The sequence below is a fragment of the Runella rosea genome (assembly GCF_003325355.1).
GTDB classification, from domain to species: Bacteria; Bacteroidota; Bacteroidia; order Cytophagales; family Spirosomataceae; genus Runella; species Runella rosea.
On record NZ_CP030850.1, the window covers coordinates 955,041 to 973,276 of the forward strand.

The 18,236-nt window shown below is 44.6% G+C and carries 16 protein-coding genes and 1 tRNA gene; 8 read left to right on the top strand and 9 right to left on the bottom strand.

Features of this window, described 5'->3' with window-relative positions:
- Window positions 1–52 precede the first annotated feature (52 nt).
- The 5 genes from DR864_RS04145 (at window position 53) to DR864_RS04165 (ending at window position 5,080) form a co-directional block, all read left to right on the top strand.
- Window positions 53–1,273: an ABC transporter permease gene (locus tag DR864_RS04145; RefSeq protein WP_114070143.1), complete on the top strand. Its 1,221-nt coding sequence runs from the start codon at window positions 53–55 to the stop codon at window positions 1,271–1,273.
- A 119-nt stretch (window positions 1,274–1,392) separates the two neighbouring features.
- A complete protein-coding gene (locus tag DR864_RS04150) occupies window positions 1,393–2,406 on the top strand; it encodes a c-type cytochrome (protein WP_114065767.1) in 1,014 nt (337 codons plus the stop codon).
- A gap of 119 nt (window positions 2,407–2,525) precedes the next feature.
- Window positions 2,526–2,876, top strand: coding sequence for a gliding motility protein GldC (gene gldC, locus DR864_RS04155; protein WP_114065768.1), 351 nt, complete (start codon window positions 2,526–2,528; stop codon window positions 2,874–2,876).
- 86 nt (window positions 2,877–2,962) lie between these two features.
- Window positions 2,963–3,946, top strand: coding sequence for an N-acetyl-gamma-glutamyl-phosphate reductase (gene argC, locus DR864_RS04160; RefSeq protein ID WP_114065769.1), 984 nt, complete (start codon window positions 2,963–2,965; stop codon window positions 3,944–3,946).
- A 36-nt stretch (window positions 3,947–3,982) separates the two neighbouring features.
- Window positions 3,983–5,080 carry a M15 family metallopeptidase gene (locus tag DR864_RS04165; RefSeq protein WP_114065770.1) on the top strand — a complete coding sequence of 366 codons (1,098 nt, stop codon included), beginning with the start codon at window positions 3,983–3,985 and terminating at the stop codon, window positions 5,078–5,080.
- A 10-nt stretch (window positions 5,081–5,090) separates the two neighbouring features.
- On the opposite strand, the gene DR864_RS04170 is transcribed toward DR864_RS04165, so the two are convergent.
- The 6 genes from DR864_RS04170 to DR864_RS04195 form a co-directional block, all read right to left on the bottom strand.
- Window positions 5,091–6,107 carry a glycoside hydrolase family 113 gene (locus DR864_RS04170; RefSeq protein ID WP_114065771.1) on the bottom strand — a complete coding sequence of 339 codons (1,017 nt, stop codon included), beginning with the start codon at window positions 6,105–6,107 and terminating at the stop codon, window positions 5,091–5,093.
- Between the two features lie 154 nt (window positions 6,108–6,261).
- Window positions 6,262–7,125, bottom strand: a complete 864-nt coding sequence (locus DR864_RS04175; protein WP_013930257.1) for a sigma-70 family RNA polymerase sigma factor — start codon at window positions 7,123–7,125, stop codon at window positions 6,262–6,264.
- A gap of 200 nt (window positions 7,126–7,325) precedes the next feature.
- Window positions 7,326–9,551: a polyribonucleotide nucleotidyltransferase gene (gene pnp, locus DR864_RS04180; RefSeq protein ID WP_114065772.1), complete on the bottom strand. Its 2,226-nt coding sequence runs from the start codon at window positions 9,549–9,551 to the stop codon at window positions 7,326–7,328.
- A 229-nt stretch (window positions 9,552–9,780) separates the two neighbouring features.
- Window positions 9,781–10,050: a 30S ribosomal protein S15 gene (gene rpsO, locus DR864_RS04185; RefSeq protein ID WP_114065773.1), complete on the bottom strand. Its 270-nt coding sequence runs from the start codon at window positions 10,048–10,050 to the stop codon at window positions 9,781–9,783.
- Window positions 10,051–10,113: 63 nt separating this feature from the next.
- Window positions 10,114–11,619 (bottom strand): LptF/LptG family permease, encoded by a 1,506-nt coding sequence (locus DR864_RS04190; protein ID WP_114065774.1) that lies wholly within the window; start codon window positions 11,617–11,619, stop codon window positions 10,114–10,116.
- Between the two features lie 10 nt (window positions 11,620–11,629).
- A complete protein-coding gene (locus tag DR864_RS04195) occupies window positions 11,630–12,022 on the bottom strand; it encodes an START-like domain-containing protein (RefSeq protein WP_114065775.1) in 393 nt (130 codons plus the stop codon).
- Window positions 12,023–12,248: 226 nt separating this feature from the next.
- On the opposite strand from DR864_RS04195, the gene DR864_RS04200 reads away from it, so the two are divergent.
- Together DR864_RS04200 and DR864_RS04205 are read left to right on the top strand one after the other, a co-directional pair.
- Window positions 12,249–12,322 (top strand) — tRNA-Met (locus DR864_RS04200).
- A 175-nt stretch (window positions 12,323–12,497) separates the two neighbouring features.
- Window positions 12,498–12,824 (top strand): T9SS type A sorting domain-containing protein, encoded by a 327-nt coding sequence (locus DR864_RS04205; RefSeq protein WP_162793546.1) that lies wholly within the window; start codon window positions 12,498–12,500, stop codon window positions 12,822–12,824.
- Window positions 12,825–12,849: 25 nt separating this feature from the next.
- Here DR864_RS04205 and DR864_RS04210 read toward each other — a convergent pair whose 3' ends face one another.
- The 3 genes from DR864_RS04210 to DR864_RS04220 form a co-directional block, all read right to left on the bottom strand.
- Entirely contained in the window at window positions 12,850–13,563 is a 714-nt protein-coding gene (locus tag DR864_RS04210; RefSeq protein WP_114065777.1) for a LolA family protein, read from the bottom strand.
- Between the two features lie 114 nt (window positions 13,564–13,677).
- Window positions 13,678–14,457 (bottom strand): tryptophan synthase subunit alpha, encoded by a 780-nt coding sequence (trpA, locus tag DR864_RS04215; protein ID WP_114065778.1) that lies wholly within the window; start codon window positions 14,455–14,457, stop codon window positions 13,678–13,680.
- Window positions 14,458–14,612: 155 nt separating this feature from the next.
- The gene (locus DR864_RS04220) at window positions 14,613–15,098 is read right to left on the bottom strand and encodes a peptide deformylase (RefSeq protein ID WP_114065779.1); all 486 of its coding nucleotides are present in this window, start codon (window positions 15,096–15,098) and stop codon (window positions 14,613–14,615) included.
- 155 nt (window positions 15,099–15,253) lie between these two features.
- Here DR864_RS04220 and DR864_RS04225 point away from each other — a divergent pair, with 155 nt between their 5' ends.
- Complete coding sequence (locus DR864_RS04225) at window positions 15,254–18,124, top strand: PVC-type heme-binding CxxCH protein (RefSeq protein WP_114065780.1); 2,871 nt, start codon at window positions 15,254–15,256, stop codon at window positions 18,122–18,124.
- The last annotated feature ends 112 nt before the right edge of the window (window positions 18,125–18,236 follow it).

An 18,236-nucleotide genomic window follows, 5' to 3' on the forward strand; every position in this document is an offset into this window, starting at 1 on the left:
GCAGGGACTTTTCAAACATACAAACTATCAATCTTTCAACCAAACGCAGGCTGTGAATTTCCCCGTTTTCGTGGCTCGTCGCATACGTCAGCCCCAGCAAGCCACTTTCTCGGCTACTGTTTCCCGAGTAGGCATTGCCTCCATCTCCTTAGGGGTTGCTGTGGGCATTGTGGCCCTGTCGGTCTTATTTGGGTTTAAAGACACGATTTATCAAAAGGTTTTTCTTTTTGGCTCTCATATTCAGGTCTCCAAACTATCGCTCAACCAATCATTTGAAGAATCACCGATTTTGCTCCATACGCCCGTCTATGATCAATGGCAAAAAATCCCGGGGATTCGCCACCGACAGGCCGTTGCGCACAAGGCGGGTATTCTCAAAACGCCTGACGAACTCCAAGGGGCCGTCATTAAGGGAGTGGGCCGTGATTACGACTGGGATTTGTTGAAAGAAAGTTTGGTTGAAGGCCGCCCCATTCAATTTTCAGATACTTCTTACGCCGAAGAAATCATTCTGAGTCGGGTCATTGCCCAAAAATTAAACTTAAAAGTAGGTGATAACGTCGTGATGTATTTTGTCCAAAATCCACCGCGCGTCCGCAAACTCAACATTGTAGGCATTTACGAAACCAATCTCGAAGAGTTTGATAATCAGCTGGTTTTAGGAGACATTGGCTTGGTACAGCGTCTCAACGGCTGGGGACCAGATTCGGTCGGAGCGTATGAATATTTTGTCAATGATTTTGACCAATTGGAGTCATCGGCCAAAACCTTATACGGCCAACTCCCTGCCGATATGCGCATGGAACGGGTCACGGACCGGTTCAGACCTTTGTTTGAGTGGCTCCAATTATTGGACCAAAACACGAGTGTTTTATTGGTCTTGGTGCTGTTTGTTACGTGTTTCAACATTGCTTCAGTTTTGCTCGTCATGATGATGGAACGGACACCGATGGTGGGCCTCCTCAAAACGCTCGGCAGTCCCAATGCACAAATACGACGCATCTTTTTTTTCGTAGGTATTCAACTGTCTGTCAAAGGTTTACTTATTGGCAACCTCATTGGCATTGGCCTCTGTTGGGTTCAATCCCGTTTTAAACTTATTCCCCTCGACGCCACTAATTATTTTATGAATACGGTTCCAATCGTGTTTGATTGGAAAGCAATTCTGTTGCTCAATGCGGGCATCATTTTGCTCATTGCGCTCATTTTACTCCTACCCACCATGATTATCAGTCGAATCAGGCCCGTACAAGCACTGGTGTTTAAAAAGTAAGCTAACCGTCCAATAGAGTCATTCCTGCAAAGAACGTTTAATAAATCAGGAAGAAAATCGGGCCGACACATAAGTGAAATCATTAATTTGGTTGTTTGATTTGAAACAGCCATTTAACAATGAAATTCACCCACGCCATTCTCGTCGCGCAGGCTACTGCGTGCCTTGCTTTTATCGGTTGCAAAAGCCCACATGCCCGCATTGGAGCACCCGAACAATTAACCATAAACATTACTCCTGAACGCATTCAACGCGGCGAATACTTGGCCAACCACGTAGCTGTCTGTATGGATTGCCACTCCCGACGCGATTATTCGCAATTTGCTGGTCCCATGATAACAGGCACTAAAGGCGCAGGTGGCGAGGTTTTTGACCATAAAATGGGCCTCCCAGGTACTTTTTACGGGAAAAATCTAACGCCTGCCGCTTTAAAAGAATGGACCGACGGAGAACTCTACCGAGCTATTACAACGGGCGTTTCTAAAGACGGAACCGCTTTATTGCCGATGATGCCTTACCAAAATTACGGCAAAATGGACCGCGAAGACATTTTATCCATCATTGCTTACTTGCGGAGCATTCCTCCTATCGAAAATACTGTTCCTACCTCTAAACCAGATTTTTGGTTAAAACCTATCCTCAAAAAAATGCCGCAAAAGGCCGCTTTTCAATCCAAACCCGCCTTGCAGGATTCTATCGGGTACGGGCGATATTTAGTTACGTTTGCGGGCTGTGCCGATTGCCACACCAAACGGCACATGGGCATTCCCGTTAAAAAGAAGTCACTTGCGGGAGGAATGTCTTTTCCGTTGCCCAGCGGTACCGTACAGTCGGCCAATCTAACCCCCGACCAGTCCACAGGAATCGGACATTGGACTAAAAAGGCATTTATCGCCCGTTTTAAGTCGTTTGACCCTAAAACCTTCCATTCCTTTGCCACACAGGACGGTTTTAATACGCCTATGCCGTGGCTTTTTTACAGCGGAATGAGCGAAGAAGACCTCGGGGCCATTTATAGTTATCTCCAATCACTCAAACCCATCAAAAACAAAACGGTAGCATTTACCCCAAAAAAGGCTAAAATCTTGAGAAAAGATGCCAAAACCGAAACGGTAGGTTTGAAGAAAATTTAATATTTTAAAACCTCTCCTCCTCGATTTTACTCTTTTTTAGAAGAGGTCAAACAGAACTATTTTTCGCATACATAGGTTCTAATCCTTAACTTTGCAGGATTAATAAGGAAACAAAACCAATGGCACAAAAAGAGATAAAATTTACCATAGAGCAAGACGAGGAGAAAATCCCCGAAAAAATTTATTGGGAAGCGACCGACAACCCCAACGAAGGATTGGAAGAAACCAAAGCGATTGCCGTAGGGGTTTGGGACCATTTTCACCGGGGAACGCTCTTCATTCCTTTGTGGTCAAAAGACATGGAAGTGCTTGATATGAAGCGCTTTTGCATCGAAATGCTCGGCTGCGTAGCCGACACATTGCGCAATGCCACAGGCGACGAAATCATGGCCGCCGAAATTGACGAAGTAGGCATGGCGTTGAGCAAACGTCTTCAAAAAGAAATGCAGGCCGTACAACAAGGGCAATAAGTTGCTTAGATTTATTTAGTGAAATGTGTTTTGGGTTCTTCACGACCCAAACAGGGTTCTTCACAACCCAGTGATCAAAAAACAAAATGACTGAAATAAAAATCGGAATCGTCGGAGCAGCGGGATATACCGGGGGCGAATTATTACGTATTTTAATCAATCACCCGAGCGTTGAAATTGCCTGGGCGCACTCCAAAAGCCAAGCAGGCAAACCCATTTATGCCACCCATACCGACTTGTTGGGGGATACTGAATTAACTTTCTCGGGGGAAGAAATCGCAGATTTATTGGCAATAGAAGGCTTAAACGCTATTTTTCTATGTTCGGGGCATAACGAATCCAAAAAGTTTTTGGAAAACAATCCCGTGCCTTCTTCCGTCAAAATCATTGACTTGAGTACTGATTTTCGTGATCAATCCAACGGATTCGTGTACGGTTTGCCAGAATTGCAGCGCGAGCGCATCAAAACTGCCGATAAAATCGCCAATCCCGGGTGCTTCGCTACCAGTATCGAATTGGCATTGTTGCCTTTGGCCGCCGCAGGTTTATTAACCGACGACGTCCACGTTAGTGCCGTAACAGGCTCAACGGGTGCAGGTCAGGCGTTGAGCGCCACGACGCACTTTACGTGGCGTAACAATAACATGTCTATTTATAAAGCATTTACGCACCAACACCTCAAAGAAATCAAGATGAGCCTGACGGCTTTGCAAGCTGATTTTAGCAAAGAGGTGAATTTTATTCCCTATCGTGGAGACTTTACCCGTGGGATTATGGCCAATGTTTACACCAAATTTTCGGGTACGTTGGAGGAAGCCCTCTCGCTTTACCAAACGTATTATGCAGCGCATCCATTTACGCACGTTAGTACCCAAGATATTGACCTGAAACAAGTCGTAAATACCAATAAGTGTCTGATTCAGCTCCAGAAACACGGCAACAACCTCTTGATTACGAGCGAGATAGACAACCTGACCAAAGGTGCTTCTGGACAAGCGGTACAAAACCTAAACTTACTTTTTGACTTGCCAGAAGATGCAGGACTACGCCTGAAAGCCGCCGCATTTTAGCGAGAGTCAATCTCATTTTTCAACTGTATAAGCAGCATGAGCAAAGTCGTTTTTTGTATCGGCAGTATAGCGCTCGTGCTGCTATCCATTGCCTGCGGTGCAGTTGATGAATTGAAAGAAAGTTCATGGGAAAAAGAACGTTGCGACACTATTCAGCGCCTCGAATCATTTAGTGTACTTGATTTAGTGCTGCCATTTTCCCAAGCCGATACCCTCAAGGAAACCCTCACTTCCGTCCCGCAGATTTATGTAACGACCATCAAAAATGGGCAAATCCAGCCTTGGAAAGCCCTCACAGCCCCGTCGTTTCACGGTAAACCTTATGAACTGAAACTTCCTCAGTCCTCGTTTACAGTCGACACCCTTTCTACCCTCGACCTCAGCTACCTTTGGTCGTTGGCAGATCGCTACGATTATCCCTACCTTCGCTACGAGTCAATTTTAAAATCGGTCAGAGATTCTTTTTTGGTAAAACGAGAGGCAATGATGCAGGCCTATTTACGCCAATTCCCCCAATATCAACTTAGGGTACAGTCGGATTTACGGGGAAGCGGAAAACAAAAACGCCACCTGACCATGGGCAAAAGTGTATCTCCCTTGTCTCAACATCAATTTGGGTTGGCTTCCGACATTGCCATCCTCAGCAGGGGCAGGCAACTCCAAAATATCAACCATTATAAAACCTTTTTGGGGCAAATAGGCCGCGAATATTCACTTACTTGGGGTGGTAATTTTTTAGGTTTTGTTGACCCTAACCACATTCAATTTTTTGCAAACAGCGCTGAACTTCTAACAAATATTCCACCCTTGCGCTTTGAATATGAAGCGTATGGTCGTTATTTCAAAAATCGTGTGCAGGCGATGACCGCCGTCGGAAAAGCCGCCAAGGTAGAAGACACCAAAGCATTGCTTGCCGCACTCCATCAATTACACAAAGGCCAAGCCTGCGTTTGTGACACGTTAGCCGAACGCCCCACGTCTCTTTTTATTCGTAATCTTGCGTTGGAAGCCGCAAAAATAGGTTATCAATCTGGTCGTGATATTTTAATCATCGGCGACCTTGACCAGCATACCACAAGTTTAATCCACCCGACGGGAGTTCAGAAAACGTTTAGGTTGGGGGTTTGGCAATAAGACAAAAAAGCTATTTTTTCCCAAACTCCTCCCTCAATACCGCTTCGGCGGGTTTTTGTTGGGGCGAGAAAGCATCCCGGTGGCGGTTGGGCGGTTGGTGCAAAAACCATTTCCAAGCAAAAGCCCCCGCCAACCATTTTCGGGGCCACACTTCCTTGAAAAAAGCCCGGTAAGCATCTGCCTGTAAGTTAGGATTATCGGTTTTGGTATCGTGCGATTCCCAAGGTTTTTCGGTTGCAAAATCAACACTTCGATAGCCAAATTCCGTAAACAAAATGGGTTTTTGAAGTTTTGCCGCAAATTCTTCCAACTCATCCAAATGGGTTAGCCAACCTTTTTGCAAGGTTTCTACCGAAGGATGTTTTTCGGACGAAAGGGGGAAATAGGCATCTACACCAATAAAATCCAAGTCTGCCCAGAAGGGATTTCGCGGATAATTATTCCAGTTATCGGCATACGTCAACGGCCCTTTGTAAATTTCTCGTACTTGCCGAATCATCGAACGCCAAAAAGGAGCACGTTTAAAGGCAAAATTGTCCATTTCGGTCGCAATGCAAAACAAATCTACTTTCATTGAATCAGCAATGCGAGCGTTGGTAAGGATATAATCGCCAAAATCTTTTTCAAAAGTTTGCCAATCAGCTTCGGTTTTGAGGTCAAAATCTCCCGTATACATCCCTCTTCCAACCCAAGCATGGGGCTTAAGCATTACTTTAAGGCCACTTTGGTGAGCAAGTTCTATTGTTTTAGCGGTGCCATCTTTGGTTTCTCCCCACCACATTTTGTTCATATTGAAATGAAAATGCGGCTCCCCTTCCCGACAAAAACCGTACGGAATGACCGCCACCCATTCGGCATTTACCTGCCGAATAGGACTAAAGACCGACGAATCAATCTCTTTGGAAGGAGCTACCAAGTTGATACCCCTCATCTTCTGACCTGAGTAGACAGGAGGAGAAGGTCGCGAGCAGGCACTCAGCAAAATAACCGTGCTCAACGTGCTCAAAATCAACAAGGTAGTTTTCATGGGTTTATCACTTAATTTTAACAAAATGCATCAGTTTTAATCATCCCTAATTGTGACTAGGAGGTTCACTTTCAGAAACGGTTTCTAAAAATACAAAAAAGCCGCCCTAAAAAGGCGGCTTCATCTATTATCATCAAAATATTTCAAAGAGATCTTATCCCAAATACGTCTTCAACGCTTTGCTGCGCGAAGTATGGCGCAAACGACGGATGGCTTTTTCCTTGATTTGACGTACACGTTCACGAGTCAAGTTGAATTTCTCCCCGATTTCTTCCAGCGTCATAGGATGTTCACCGTTCAGTCCGAAGTACAACGCAATCACATCCGATTCACGTTGGGTCAGGGTAGAGAGTGCGCGCGCTACTTCTTTGCGAAGCGAATCGTTGATTAGCCCTTGGTCGGGCTTTTCTTCCATGTCGTTTTCTAGTACATCCAAAAGGCTATTTTCTTCCCCTTGTACGAAAGGCGCATCCATCGACACGTGACGACCGGATATTTTGAGCGTATCCACCACTTCATTGGCCGAAATGTCCAGCACTTCTGCTAATTCTTCAGGTGAAGGCTCACGCTCAAATTTTTGTTCGAGATCCGAAAATGTTTTTGAAATTTTATTGAGTGACCCTACGCGGTTGAGCGGAAGGCGCACAATACGGGACTGTTCGGCCAATGCTTGCAAAATGGATTGACGAATCCACCATACAGCATAGGAGATAAATTTAAAACCACGCGTTTCGTCAAAACGTTGCGCAGCTTTAATTAACCCTAAGTTACCTTCATTGATAAGGTCACCAAGCGATAATCCTTGGTTTTGATATTGTTTAGCCACGGAGACCACAAAGCGCAAGTTTGCTTTGGTCAATCTCTCCAATGCCTGTTGATCACCTTCCCGAATTCTTTGCGCCAAAGTCACCTCCTCGTCGGGAGTCAGCAAATCTACCTTTCCAATTTCCTGTAAATACTTATCAAGCGATTGGCTTTCTCGGTTGGTAATCTGCTTACTGATTTTTAGCTGTCTCATTTTATAAACTTTGGTGCTATCTTAATACTATTTGGTAACGAAAAAAGAGTATCAAAAGTTGATTTTCCTTTCAACTTTAAGTTAAAAAACCGAAATTCTACTGAGTTTCTTGGATTTTTAGTAAAAATTATCAAAAAGGGCCAATTTAGGCGTAGAATCAAATTGATTTTTTCGGCTTTGGCCCTTTTCAATACTCTTTTTTATCGACGGTTATCATCTCTACGACGCTCCCCCCCTCTGTCATTGCCGCGCTCACGACGGTCACCGCGATCTTCACGCGGGGGTTTTTCAACGTAGCCTTCTGGTTTAGGCAACAATATCTTACGCGAAAGACGATATTTACCCGTTTTTTTATCGTGCTCTACCAGTTTTACCTGTATTTCTTCGCCCACTTGCAGCACTCCATCCATGGTTTCAAGTCGCTCCCACGTGATTTCTGAAATATGCAGTAGGCCATCTTTACCCGGCATGAATTCAACAAACGCGCCAAATGGTTGGATTGTTTTTACGACTCCCGTGTACACTTCGTTTACTTCTGGAATAGCAACAATGCCCTTGATGCGTTTTACCGCAATGTCCATGCTATTTCCGTTGGTAGCAAAAATGCTGACATAACCCGCACCTTCGCGTTCTTCGATGGTTACGGTTGCACCCGATACGCGTTGGATTTCTTGAACTACTTTACCACCTGGCCCGATTACGGCACCAATTTGCTCTTGTGCAATCTGAATAACTACCGCACGAGGAGCATGAGGTTTAAGGTCTTCGCGACTTTCAACAATCGCTTTCTTCATCTCACCCAAAATGTGCAAACGTCCGCGGCGCGCCTGATCAAGTGCTTCGGCGAGTACTTCGTACGAAAGTCCGTCTACTTTGAGGTCCATTTGGCAAGCCGTAATTCCCTGTTCAGTACCGGTTACCTTAAAGTCCATGTCACCAAGGTGATCTTCATCCCCTAAGATATCTGAAAGCACGGCGTATTTACCAGAATTATCGGTAATCAAACCCATCGCAATACCTGCTACGGGAGCTTTTATCTTAATCCCGGCATCCATCAACGCAAGTGTACCTGCACAAACGGTTGCCATTGACGACGAACCATTTGATTCTAAAATATCAGAAACGATACGAATCGTATATGGATTTTCGTCATCTGGAGGCAATACTTTTTTCAATGACCGGTGAGCCAAGTTACCGTGTCCTACTTCACGACGGCCAGGTCCACGATTAGGCTTTACTTCACCCGTTGAAAAACCTGGGAAGTTATAGTGCAACATGAAACGGCTGTAACCATAATACATGGTTGTATCAATGATTTGCTCGTCCATTTTAGTACCCAAAGTCACGGTTGTAAGCGATTGCGTTTCGCCACGGGTAAACAACGCCGAACCGTGTGGTGATGGCAACAAATCAACCTCACACATAATGGGGCGGATTTGGTCCAGTGCACGTCCGTCTAAGCGGCTGCGCTCGTCCAATACCAAACGGCGCGAAGCTTCCCATTCCAAATCATGATAATAGCGCTTGATAAGCCCTACTTTGGCATCATATTCTTCGGGGTTTTCGGCCTTGTATTGCTCTAAATATTCAGTAATAACGCCTTTGAAACCATCTTTACGGAGTTGCTTATTTGCACTTCCTTGACGGGCCACGGCGTAGATTTTATCATAACAAGCTTCACGAACTTTCTGACGAAGTTCTTCGTCGTGAACTACATACTCAAACGTACGTTTTTCAGTCTTACCCGCTTCGGCTTCAAGTTCTTTCTGAACCGCACATTGCAATTTAATGACTTCGTGGGCGGCTTTGATTGCCTCAATGACATCCTGCTCCGACGCCTCACTCATTTCTCCTTCTACCATACAAATATCTTTGGCAGAACCCGCCACGATAAGGTCTAAAGTAGCACTTTTCAGTTGAGAAGAAATGGGATTAATGACGTATTCGCCATTGATTTTAGCCACCCGAACTTCCGAAATAGGGCCGTTGAAAGGCACATCGGTCAGCATCAACGCTGATGATGCAGCCAAAGCGGCCAAGGCATCGGGCAATACTTCGGCATCTGCCGAAATTAAAAATACGTTTACCTGCGTATCTGCGTAGAAATCATCAGGAAACATCGGGCGCAAGGCTCGGTCGACCAAACGGCTGACCAACACTTCGTGATCCGATAATTTGCCTTCACGTTTCTGAAAGCTCCCGGGAATACGTCCCGCTGACGCGAATTTTTCTTGGTAATCAACCGACAACGGCAGAAAATCAGTACCGGGCCGGGCATCGGGATTGGAAACAACCGTAGCAAGCAACATGGTGTTACCCATACGCACAACAACAGACCCGTGGGCCTGTCTGGCTAGTTTTCCCGTCTCGATTGTGATGGTGCGACCATCAGGAAGTGTAATGGTCTTTGTGATGATGTTAAACATGAAAGAAGAATTAAAACCGCTTTGTGCCTGCGCTTCCGCTTAAGACTGTTATTTTGTTATCTATTAAATGTGAATCGAACAATACGTTTACACTTAACTTCATTAAAAGACAACAACGCAAGCTATTTATTGAATAAACCGCAAAAATTTTTGTACTTAATTTTGAAAGGGAGAGAAATGACAAACAGGGAATTCAATTGAATGAAATTCCCTGTTTGAGCGTATCGCGTTACTTTCTGATATTCAGTTCGGCGATGATAGTACGATAACGACTGATTTCAGTTCTTTGAAGATAATTCAGCAATCGTCTGCGCTTACCTACCAATTTCAAAAGACCAAGACGAGTGGCACTGTCGTGTTTGTGCTGCTTCAAGTGCTCGGTCAGGTGGTTGATACGGTGTGTAAATAATGCAATTTGTGATTCTGGAGAACCCGTATCGCTTTCAGACTTGCCATACTTTTGAAACAAGTCTTTTTTCACTTCCGATGTTAAATACATGATTGTAACCTCAGATTAATTTAGATGGAACATATATACAAAAACGGCTGCAAAGGTATACAATTAGTTTGAATAAACAGCCTTATTACCGCGCCATTTTTTAAGAATACTACTTTGCTGCCACTTTTTCGTCATTCTCTCCCACCAAATGATGTACACATCTTTATCAAACAGGCGAGAATCCTTCAAAGCACGGTCGGCAAAATAGATTCCGACAAATATCAGGAGTGTATTGGAAAACCAAGCCCCAAATGGTACCCAAACCAAGCCATCTTTGGCCCACTTGTCGCCCTGCAAGGTAAGTACATACGATAAAATAAAGAAAAGAACCGACACCAACACGGGAATACCAAAGCCCCCTTTTTTGATAATGGCGCCCAAGGGCGCTCCCAACAGAAACATCACAAAACAAGAAACCGCCTGGGTATATTTATGATGCATTTCCAAATCATACCGATACCAGGTTTTCCCCTTATCTGTCAGGTACGTTTTGTTACTTTGGGCGTACGATTTAACATTTTGGGCCTGCGTCAACGCACTTGCGAGTACTTGTTCTTTTTCGGATGGCAACACAACTGGCTTTTTCTTCAACAATGAGTCCACCCATTTGCCGTATTTGGGGGCCGTTTCTTTGGGGAGCGTTTCGGCCCGAAAAGCATAGCTAAAGTACTGTTTCGACTGTGGAAAAAGACCATCTTTGGTCTTTTTATATTCTTTTTTGAGCGAATCAGCCACTTTTTGCAGCTCTTTCGCATTTTTCATGTACTCGTGGTATTGGAATTGATTCTCATCGGTACGTTTGAGACCGAATGACTCCAAGCTTACCACCATTTTATAATGGTCAAAATAAGAGCGTGTAAATTGTCGGTTGTCGCTTGGCGAATAACTCCCCCCTCCTGTTTGGCCATTTTCGGAATACTGATTTCCTTTATACAATTCAAAAACCAAATAGCTTTGATTATTAATGGTATACATCAGTCCCGAATCGGCTAAAATCACTTCGCGGTTACCCGCGTTATAATCGGTAGTTGGGTGTCGATAAATGACCAATCCTTTTAGGCTCTTCTGGTCAGCAAATTTTTTATCTACTTTTATATTATAGCCTGGCAAATCGTTGTAGAAAATCCCTTCTTTAATATTGAGGGTTGCTTTGGCCGTTTTGATGTCATATAGAAGGCTGTACCCCTTAAGATTTGCCCACGGGGCTACTTCATTATTGTACCAAAATGAAAAGAGCGTAATCATCGCCACCATGACCATCACCGACCGCATGGCGCGCCATGTAGAGATTCCCGCGCTTTTGATGGCCGTTAATTCAAAAAACTCCCCCAAGTTGCCGAAAGTCATCAATGAAGAAAGCAAGACGGCCAAAGGCAAAGCTACTGGAACGGTAATGAGACTAAAAAAGCCGAGGAGTTTAACATAATTTAAGAAATCAATGTCCTTGCCCACGAGTTCATTCAAGTACTGAGAGATAAGCCGCATTAAAAATATAAAAACGACAATGCACAAAGTCAGCACGAACGGGCCTAAGAATGACCGTAATACCAGTTTATCAATTTTTTTCATTCGTATTTACTCAACTTCCCACAATTTCCTTGAGACTCTCTATTAAACCGTCCCAAAGGTCTTTTAGTTCTTCCACATCGGCGTTGGCGGAGTAGTCCGTAATCCTTAAATACGTTGAGCCAGTCAAGTCACTCACGTCAATTTTAAATTCAATATAATTGTTATCCCGATTGTTTTCGCTCGTATTTAAGAACTCAAACTTGACACTTTTGTTGAGACGCAGCGAACTTTGTTCGGCAATATGACTCTCTTTGTCCCAGATAAAATCAAAGTTATGGTCAGGCTTGGTATTGACTTTATCACAAAACCATTCCGAAAGACCTGAGGCGGAACTTATGTAAGGGAAAAGCATCTTTGGCGAAGCCCTTAGTTCATATTCATTCGAGTATTTGAACTTTTGCATAGTGTTTGGCTTGTTTAACTTGTTTAAAAAAGGTCGGTTGAATTTGCTTTGGTAGGGTAAGCCGTTGTTTTTCCTCTTGAATTTTCAATTTATTTAATCTTTCAATAAATTACTTAATACTGCTAACCCTCTCAACGGCAACGGCAAAATAGAAACTTCCTTTAATTATTCAAAATCTGTTTGCGTAATAAAATTTTTTCTTCTACTTTTGCACCACCAAAACGATGGCGGGGTAGCTCAGATGGTTAGAGCGTAGGATTCATAACCCTAAGGTCGGCAGTTCGATCCTGCTCCCCGCTACAAAAAAAATCCCGCTCTTGAGTGGGATTTTTTGTTTGATAAATATACCATTCACTTCATTCTACGGTATAAATCTCTTAACTTAGCGCTTGTTAAGGTATAAATTCCAGTTAGTATGAAGGGATTAATGCTATTTATTTTAATATCCTTTTTCTCCCCCTTTTCTCTACCACTTGTGGAGGGAAGTGCTCATTCTATATGCTATTTATTTCCTAAATCAGCTTTAGTTTCAGATCTTACCCCTGAATACGAGTACTTTAAAGCCTATCCCAATCCTGCTTACGAATTGCTCACTGTTGAAATCGGCATGAAATTACCCGCCCATATCAGCCTCAAAATGATTAACTCTGAAGGGGAAATGATACGAACACTTGCCGATGAACTTTTTCCTCCAGGAAGACATTTTTTTGAAACTACCCTCAACAGCGTCCCCTCAGGTACGTACCTGATTCGTTACGAAAAACAAGATAAGGTATTGGTCAGAAGAGTGGTGGTCAAATAGTTTTCGACCACCAAACTAGAAGTGCTTATTTTTTAGGCATCACAAACACACTTTCGTCAATGGTTGGGTTTATTTCCACTTTTGTAATAGTGGTCATGATAACACCCGCCTGAGGATTGGTGATTTCCGTGGTTGTAGGGAATGAAATCCCGTCAAATACTTTATAGTTCGACATTTTGGTTTCTACTTCTACATCCTGTCCGCCAACATTGACTTTAATGGCCGTTTTGATGATGTTGAAGTTTTTGGTGTCAATGGAGTGCGTCATGCTCGACCCATCTTTCGAAACCATCTTTACTTTATATACTTCCGTTCCATCAAGGGTTTCTTTCCCTAAAAACTCAGTTGTAGTACCTGATGATTTGTAGTTAGTAATTCCCGACAAATCAAGTTGGCTTACCGACGCCTTCAATTGTTCTTCGGGCAAAGGTGTGGGCTCTGGACCAGCCATTGGATTTATCATCCAGCCCTTTTCTCCGTCTATTGCCATGATGATAGACTGCCCCATGGCTTCCATTTCATTTCGCATTCCACGTCTATGCACAATGACGGATTTTGTCGGGATTTCCATACCCATCACACTGACGGTCCCTTCCATGCGAAGAGATTTGAGGCTATTGAGTTTTTCGGCTCCTCCCCTCGCCTGAATTGACTTATCCAGAATCTCTTCGGCGCTTTGGGCCATCACTGTCAACGCGGTACTTGCGAGTAGCGCAACCATCACAACTAGTTTTTTCATGTCTTTACAACGGTTAAAATATCAATTTTGGGCGAAAGGTAAAACGAAAATGGCGAGCGAAATTAAGAACTTTAAAAAATAGGATGAACGGTCATTTCACTCAGTCAGATGGACTTACAAACCTTGCTTTACACTTGAAACATAGGTAGTGATTGCTTCCTCTAAGTTTTCATTTTGTTGAACAACCCGAATAAAAGCACTCCCGATAATCGCACCAGCGGCGTGCTGACAGGCGGTTACGAAGGTTTCGTGGTCTTTGATACCAAAGCCAATCAAACGAGGATTACGCAAATTCATGGCGTTCACCCTGGCAAAATACGCTTCCATGTCGTGCGTAACGCCCGTTTGAGAGCCTGTTACGCTCGCCGATGAAACCATATAAATAAACCCTGCGCTGTTCTCGTCAATCTGACGAATTCGTTTGTCCGACGTTTGAGGCGTAATTAGGAATATATTTAATATACCATATTGATCAAAAATAGGCTTGTACGTTTCGAGGTATTCGTCCACTGGCATATCGGGCAAAATCAGTCCATCCACCCCAACCTCAGCGCACTGCTGGCAGAAATTCTCCACCCCAAACTGAAGCACTGGGTTGATATACCCCATCAGTAATACAGGCAATGTTATCTCTTCGCGCATATTACGAAGTTGGTCAAACAACTTTTTGACACTCATCCCATTTTCCAGCGCTTGCTGGTTACTGATTTGGATGGTTTCACCGTCGGCAACGGGGTCAGAATAGGGCATTCCGATTTCGACGAGGTCGGCCCCTGCGTCTTGAAGTGACTTTAAAATGCGGCGAGTATCTTCCAATTTGGGAAAACCTGCCGTAAAATAAACGTTAAGATTATGGCTCGGATGGTGTTGAAAAAGAGAGACGATGCGATTCATGGAGTTCTTAAAATTGGGATTGGTTACTTATCGGCGGGGCATTAGAAAAGTAGCTTTTGTTACTAATCCATACCACGACGGGGCAAAAGTAATTTTTTATACGCCTATAGCCAAAGTTTAACCAACGTTCTGTTATTTACTTTTTTGGCAAAAAACTACCGCCACCGAAACGATTTATCATCAATGGCCCGCATGGTGCACAAAACACCATCGAGGTGATCATATTCATGTTGTAACAATTCAGACAGACTGCTATCGTCCATTATCCATTCACAGGGCTGCCAATCTCCATCCAAGTACTTTATGGTAAGCGACTTATGGCGTTTCACTTTGACCAACAAGTTGGGAAAGCTCATACAATCGTCCCACAATTCAAACATCTCATCGCTGAGATGGGTCAATTCAGGATTTATAAAAACCACAGGTTGGTCGATATTCATGTAAATCAGGCGTTTCATGATGCCCAATTGCGGCGCAGCAATGGCCCGACCAAAACCGTATTTGGCACGTACCTCTTGCATCACATTGTGTAAATCGGCCACCCAGCTTTTTACCAAGGGTTTTTCTTCGGGTAAAATCGGCGAACAGGTTTCGTACAAACGAGGATCACCCAATAAAAGTAAATCGGCTAAAGTTTTCATCAATAAATAAAATGCTACATGTTGGGCAATTTACACAAATAGCCACAATCCTATTTAAAAAATTGTATTTCTTGCCCACTCTTTATAATAAGTTAAGAGTATATTTTACTGGAATATGTACTTTTAATTTTACAACCTCAAAACCGTTTGTTAAGATGCCAAATGCGCCTTTGAAAATCATTGTTGCCATGAGTTTGGTCTCGGTTCTTTCGTTTACAGGAACCAACACCCTCCAAAACGAATACCGCGCAGAATCGCTATCCGACTCCAATCAAGTGTTTGTACCCGATGATTTAGAGGCCACACTGTGGGCCGAGGCGCCATTGTTTTATAATCCGACCAACATGGACATTGATGCCAAAGGAAGGGTTTGGATTACGGAGGCGGTCAATTATCGAGAATTCAACAACAAACCCGATAAAAAACTTCACTTTGACCAAGGCGACCGTGTAGTCATTCTGGAAGATACAGACGGGGATGGCAAAGCCGACAAATCAAAGGTTTTTGTACAGGACAAAGATTTGGTGGCACCGCTCGGCATTGGGGTCATCGGCAATAAAATCATTGTAAGCTGCGCACCCAATATCATCATGTACACCGACGAAAACGGCGATGATGTTCCCGATAAAAAAGAAATCTTCTTAACGGGTTTTGGGGGGCTTGACCACGACCATTCGCTCCACTCCCTTACCGCTGGCCCCGACGGTCGATGGCATTTTAATACGGGCAATGCTGGCCCCCACAACGTAAAAGATAAAAGTGGCTGGAACCTGCGTTCGGGTAGTATTTATACGGGCGGAACGCCCTACAACGACAAAAATCAGGGAAATCAAAAAAGCGACGACGGGCGCGTGTGGGTAGGTGGCTTGGCCTTAAGAATGAATCCCGACGGCACAGGACTGAAAGTAATGGCGCATAATTTCCGTAATAGTTATGAAATCGCGATTGATAGCTACGGGAATTATTGGCAAAATGACAACGACGACCAAGTGGTTACGTGTCGTACAAGCTGGGTAATGGAAGGGTCGAATGCGGGCTATTTCAGTGCCGATGGTACGCGAACTTGGCAGGCAGACCGCCGTCCCGACCAAGATATGTTTACGGCGCATTGGCATCAAGAAGACCCTGGCGTACTGATAGCTGGCGACAACACCGGGGCGGGCTCTCCTACTGGTATGCTCGTGTACGAAGGGGATGCGTTGGGTGAAAAATACCGGGGCACAGTACTAAGTTGTGAAGCAGGCCGCAACGTGGTGTGGGCGTATTGGCCACAGCCCAAAGGCGCAGGCTATGACATGAGCAAACGCGTTGATTTCATCAGTTCATTTCCTAAAGTAGAAGCCCATTATGTATGGAACGACACGGGCGTGGATAAGCGCAAATGGTTCCGCCCCAGCGATGCCGCTACGGGCCCCGACGGTGCCATCTACGTAGCCGACTGGTATGACCCCATTGTGGGAGGGCACGCCATGCATGATAAAAAAGGCTACGGACGCATCTACCGCATTACCCCTAAAGGCAAGAAATTGACCACGCCTAAATTCGACCTTTCCACCATTGATGGTCAGATTGAGGCGCTCAAAAACCCCGCCATCAACGTCCGTAACCTTGGATTCGTGGCTTTGAAATCGCAGGGAGAAAGGGTTGTTCAGCCCGTAAAAATGCTTTTAAAAGACCCAAATCCTTTCATTCAGGCAAGGGCCGTGTGGTTATTGAGCCAGTTGGGCGAAAAAGGGAAAGCCGAGGCCGAAAAGGTGTTGAACGAAAGCAAAGATGAAAACCTAAGAATTACGGCGTTTAGGGCCTTAAACTCACCCAATTTTTCTGTTCAAAAAAGCTTAGGGAGTGGTCTTTTACGCGAAATTGCCATTTCACTCCGCGATGTTCAATACGAACAATCCAAAGAAAAACTCAACGCATTATTTGCCGCATTTGACGGCGGAGACCGCTACTTTTTGGAAGCCTTGGGGATTGGGGCCGACGGAAAAGAAGAAGCATTTTACAAGGATATTCGCCCAAGTTGGCCCAAAGACCCTGTCGGTTGGACACCTAAACAAGCAGCATTGGCGTGGCGTCTACATCCCAAAGCTGCACTGAACGATTTACGAATTCGGGCCACATCCAAAGCATTATCCGCCGCCGACCGTAAGCAGGCCCTCACCGCCATTGCGTTTATCAAAGACAAAGCCGCCGCATTAACGATGCTGGAATTGTCTAAAAGCCCGTTAAAAGATGTGTCGGAGCAGGCGTTTTATTGGGTAAACTTCCGTAAAACCAACGATTGGCAAGACCTCATCAACTGGCAGCAAGCCACGGCGGCTGTTCTTTCGCCCGTTCAAAAGAAAATGCTTGAATGGCAAAAGATAATGATGGATACCTCGGTGGCCAAACCAAAACGCGAGATGGCCGCCAAGACCCTCGCCTCCGACCTGTACGGCGGTCAACTTTTGTTGGCAGCGGCAGGAGAGTCCAAAATCCCCAAAGAATTTAAACCCGTGATTGCGGAAGCTATTTTTAATAACCCCGACCGAAGCATCCGAATGATGGCGGGCGACTATTTCCCGCGTCCCAGTGGCAAAGGATTGTCGGTCAATTTGGCCGCTAGTCTTCCTGCCGATGCCACCAAAGGCAAGCAATTGTTTCAAACCAACTGCGCTACCTGTCACCGTTTTGAGACCGACGGCAAAGACATCGGCCCTGATTTGAGCATGATAAATAAGAAGTTTGACAAAAACGGATTACTCGACGCCATTATCAATCCCAGTGCAGGTCTGGCCTTTGGATATGAGCCGTGGATTATCCAAACCAAAGACAAGAATACATACTACGGCTTTCTCGTAGGGGATGGTGCTACGGTGGTGCTGAAAGACGCCGCTGGACAAACTACGAGCCTTAAAGCTACCAACATCATTTCACGTAAACAACTCAAAAACAGCCTCATGCCAGAGGCTTCATCATTGGGTTTGAAAGAAAAGGATTTGTCAGACTTAACTGGCTATCTTTTGAAATTACCAGCGGGAGAGTAACATTTCACCCTGTCTGACAAAGCTAACCAAACTCTCCGTCCTACGGTTTGAAACCGTCGGACGGAGAGTTTTACGGGAATTTTGGCCTAACCAGTCACCTTAAAATTATGAC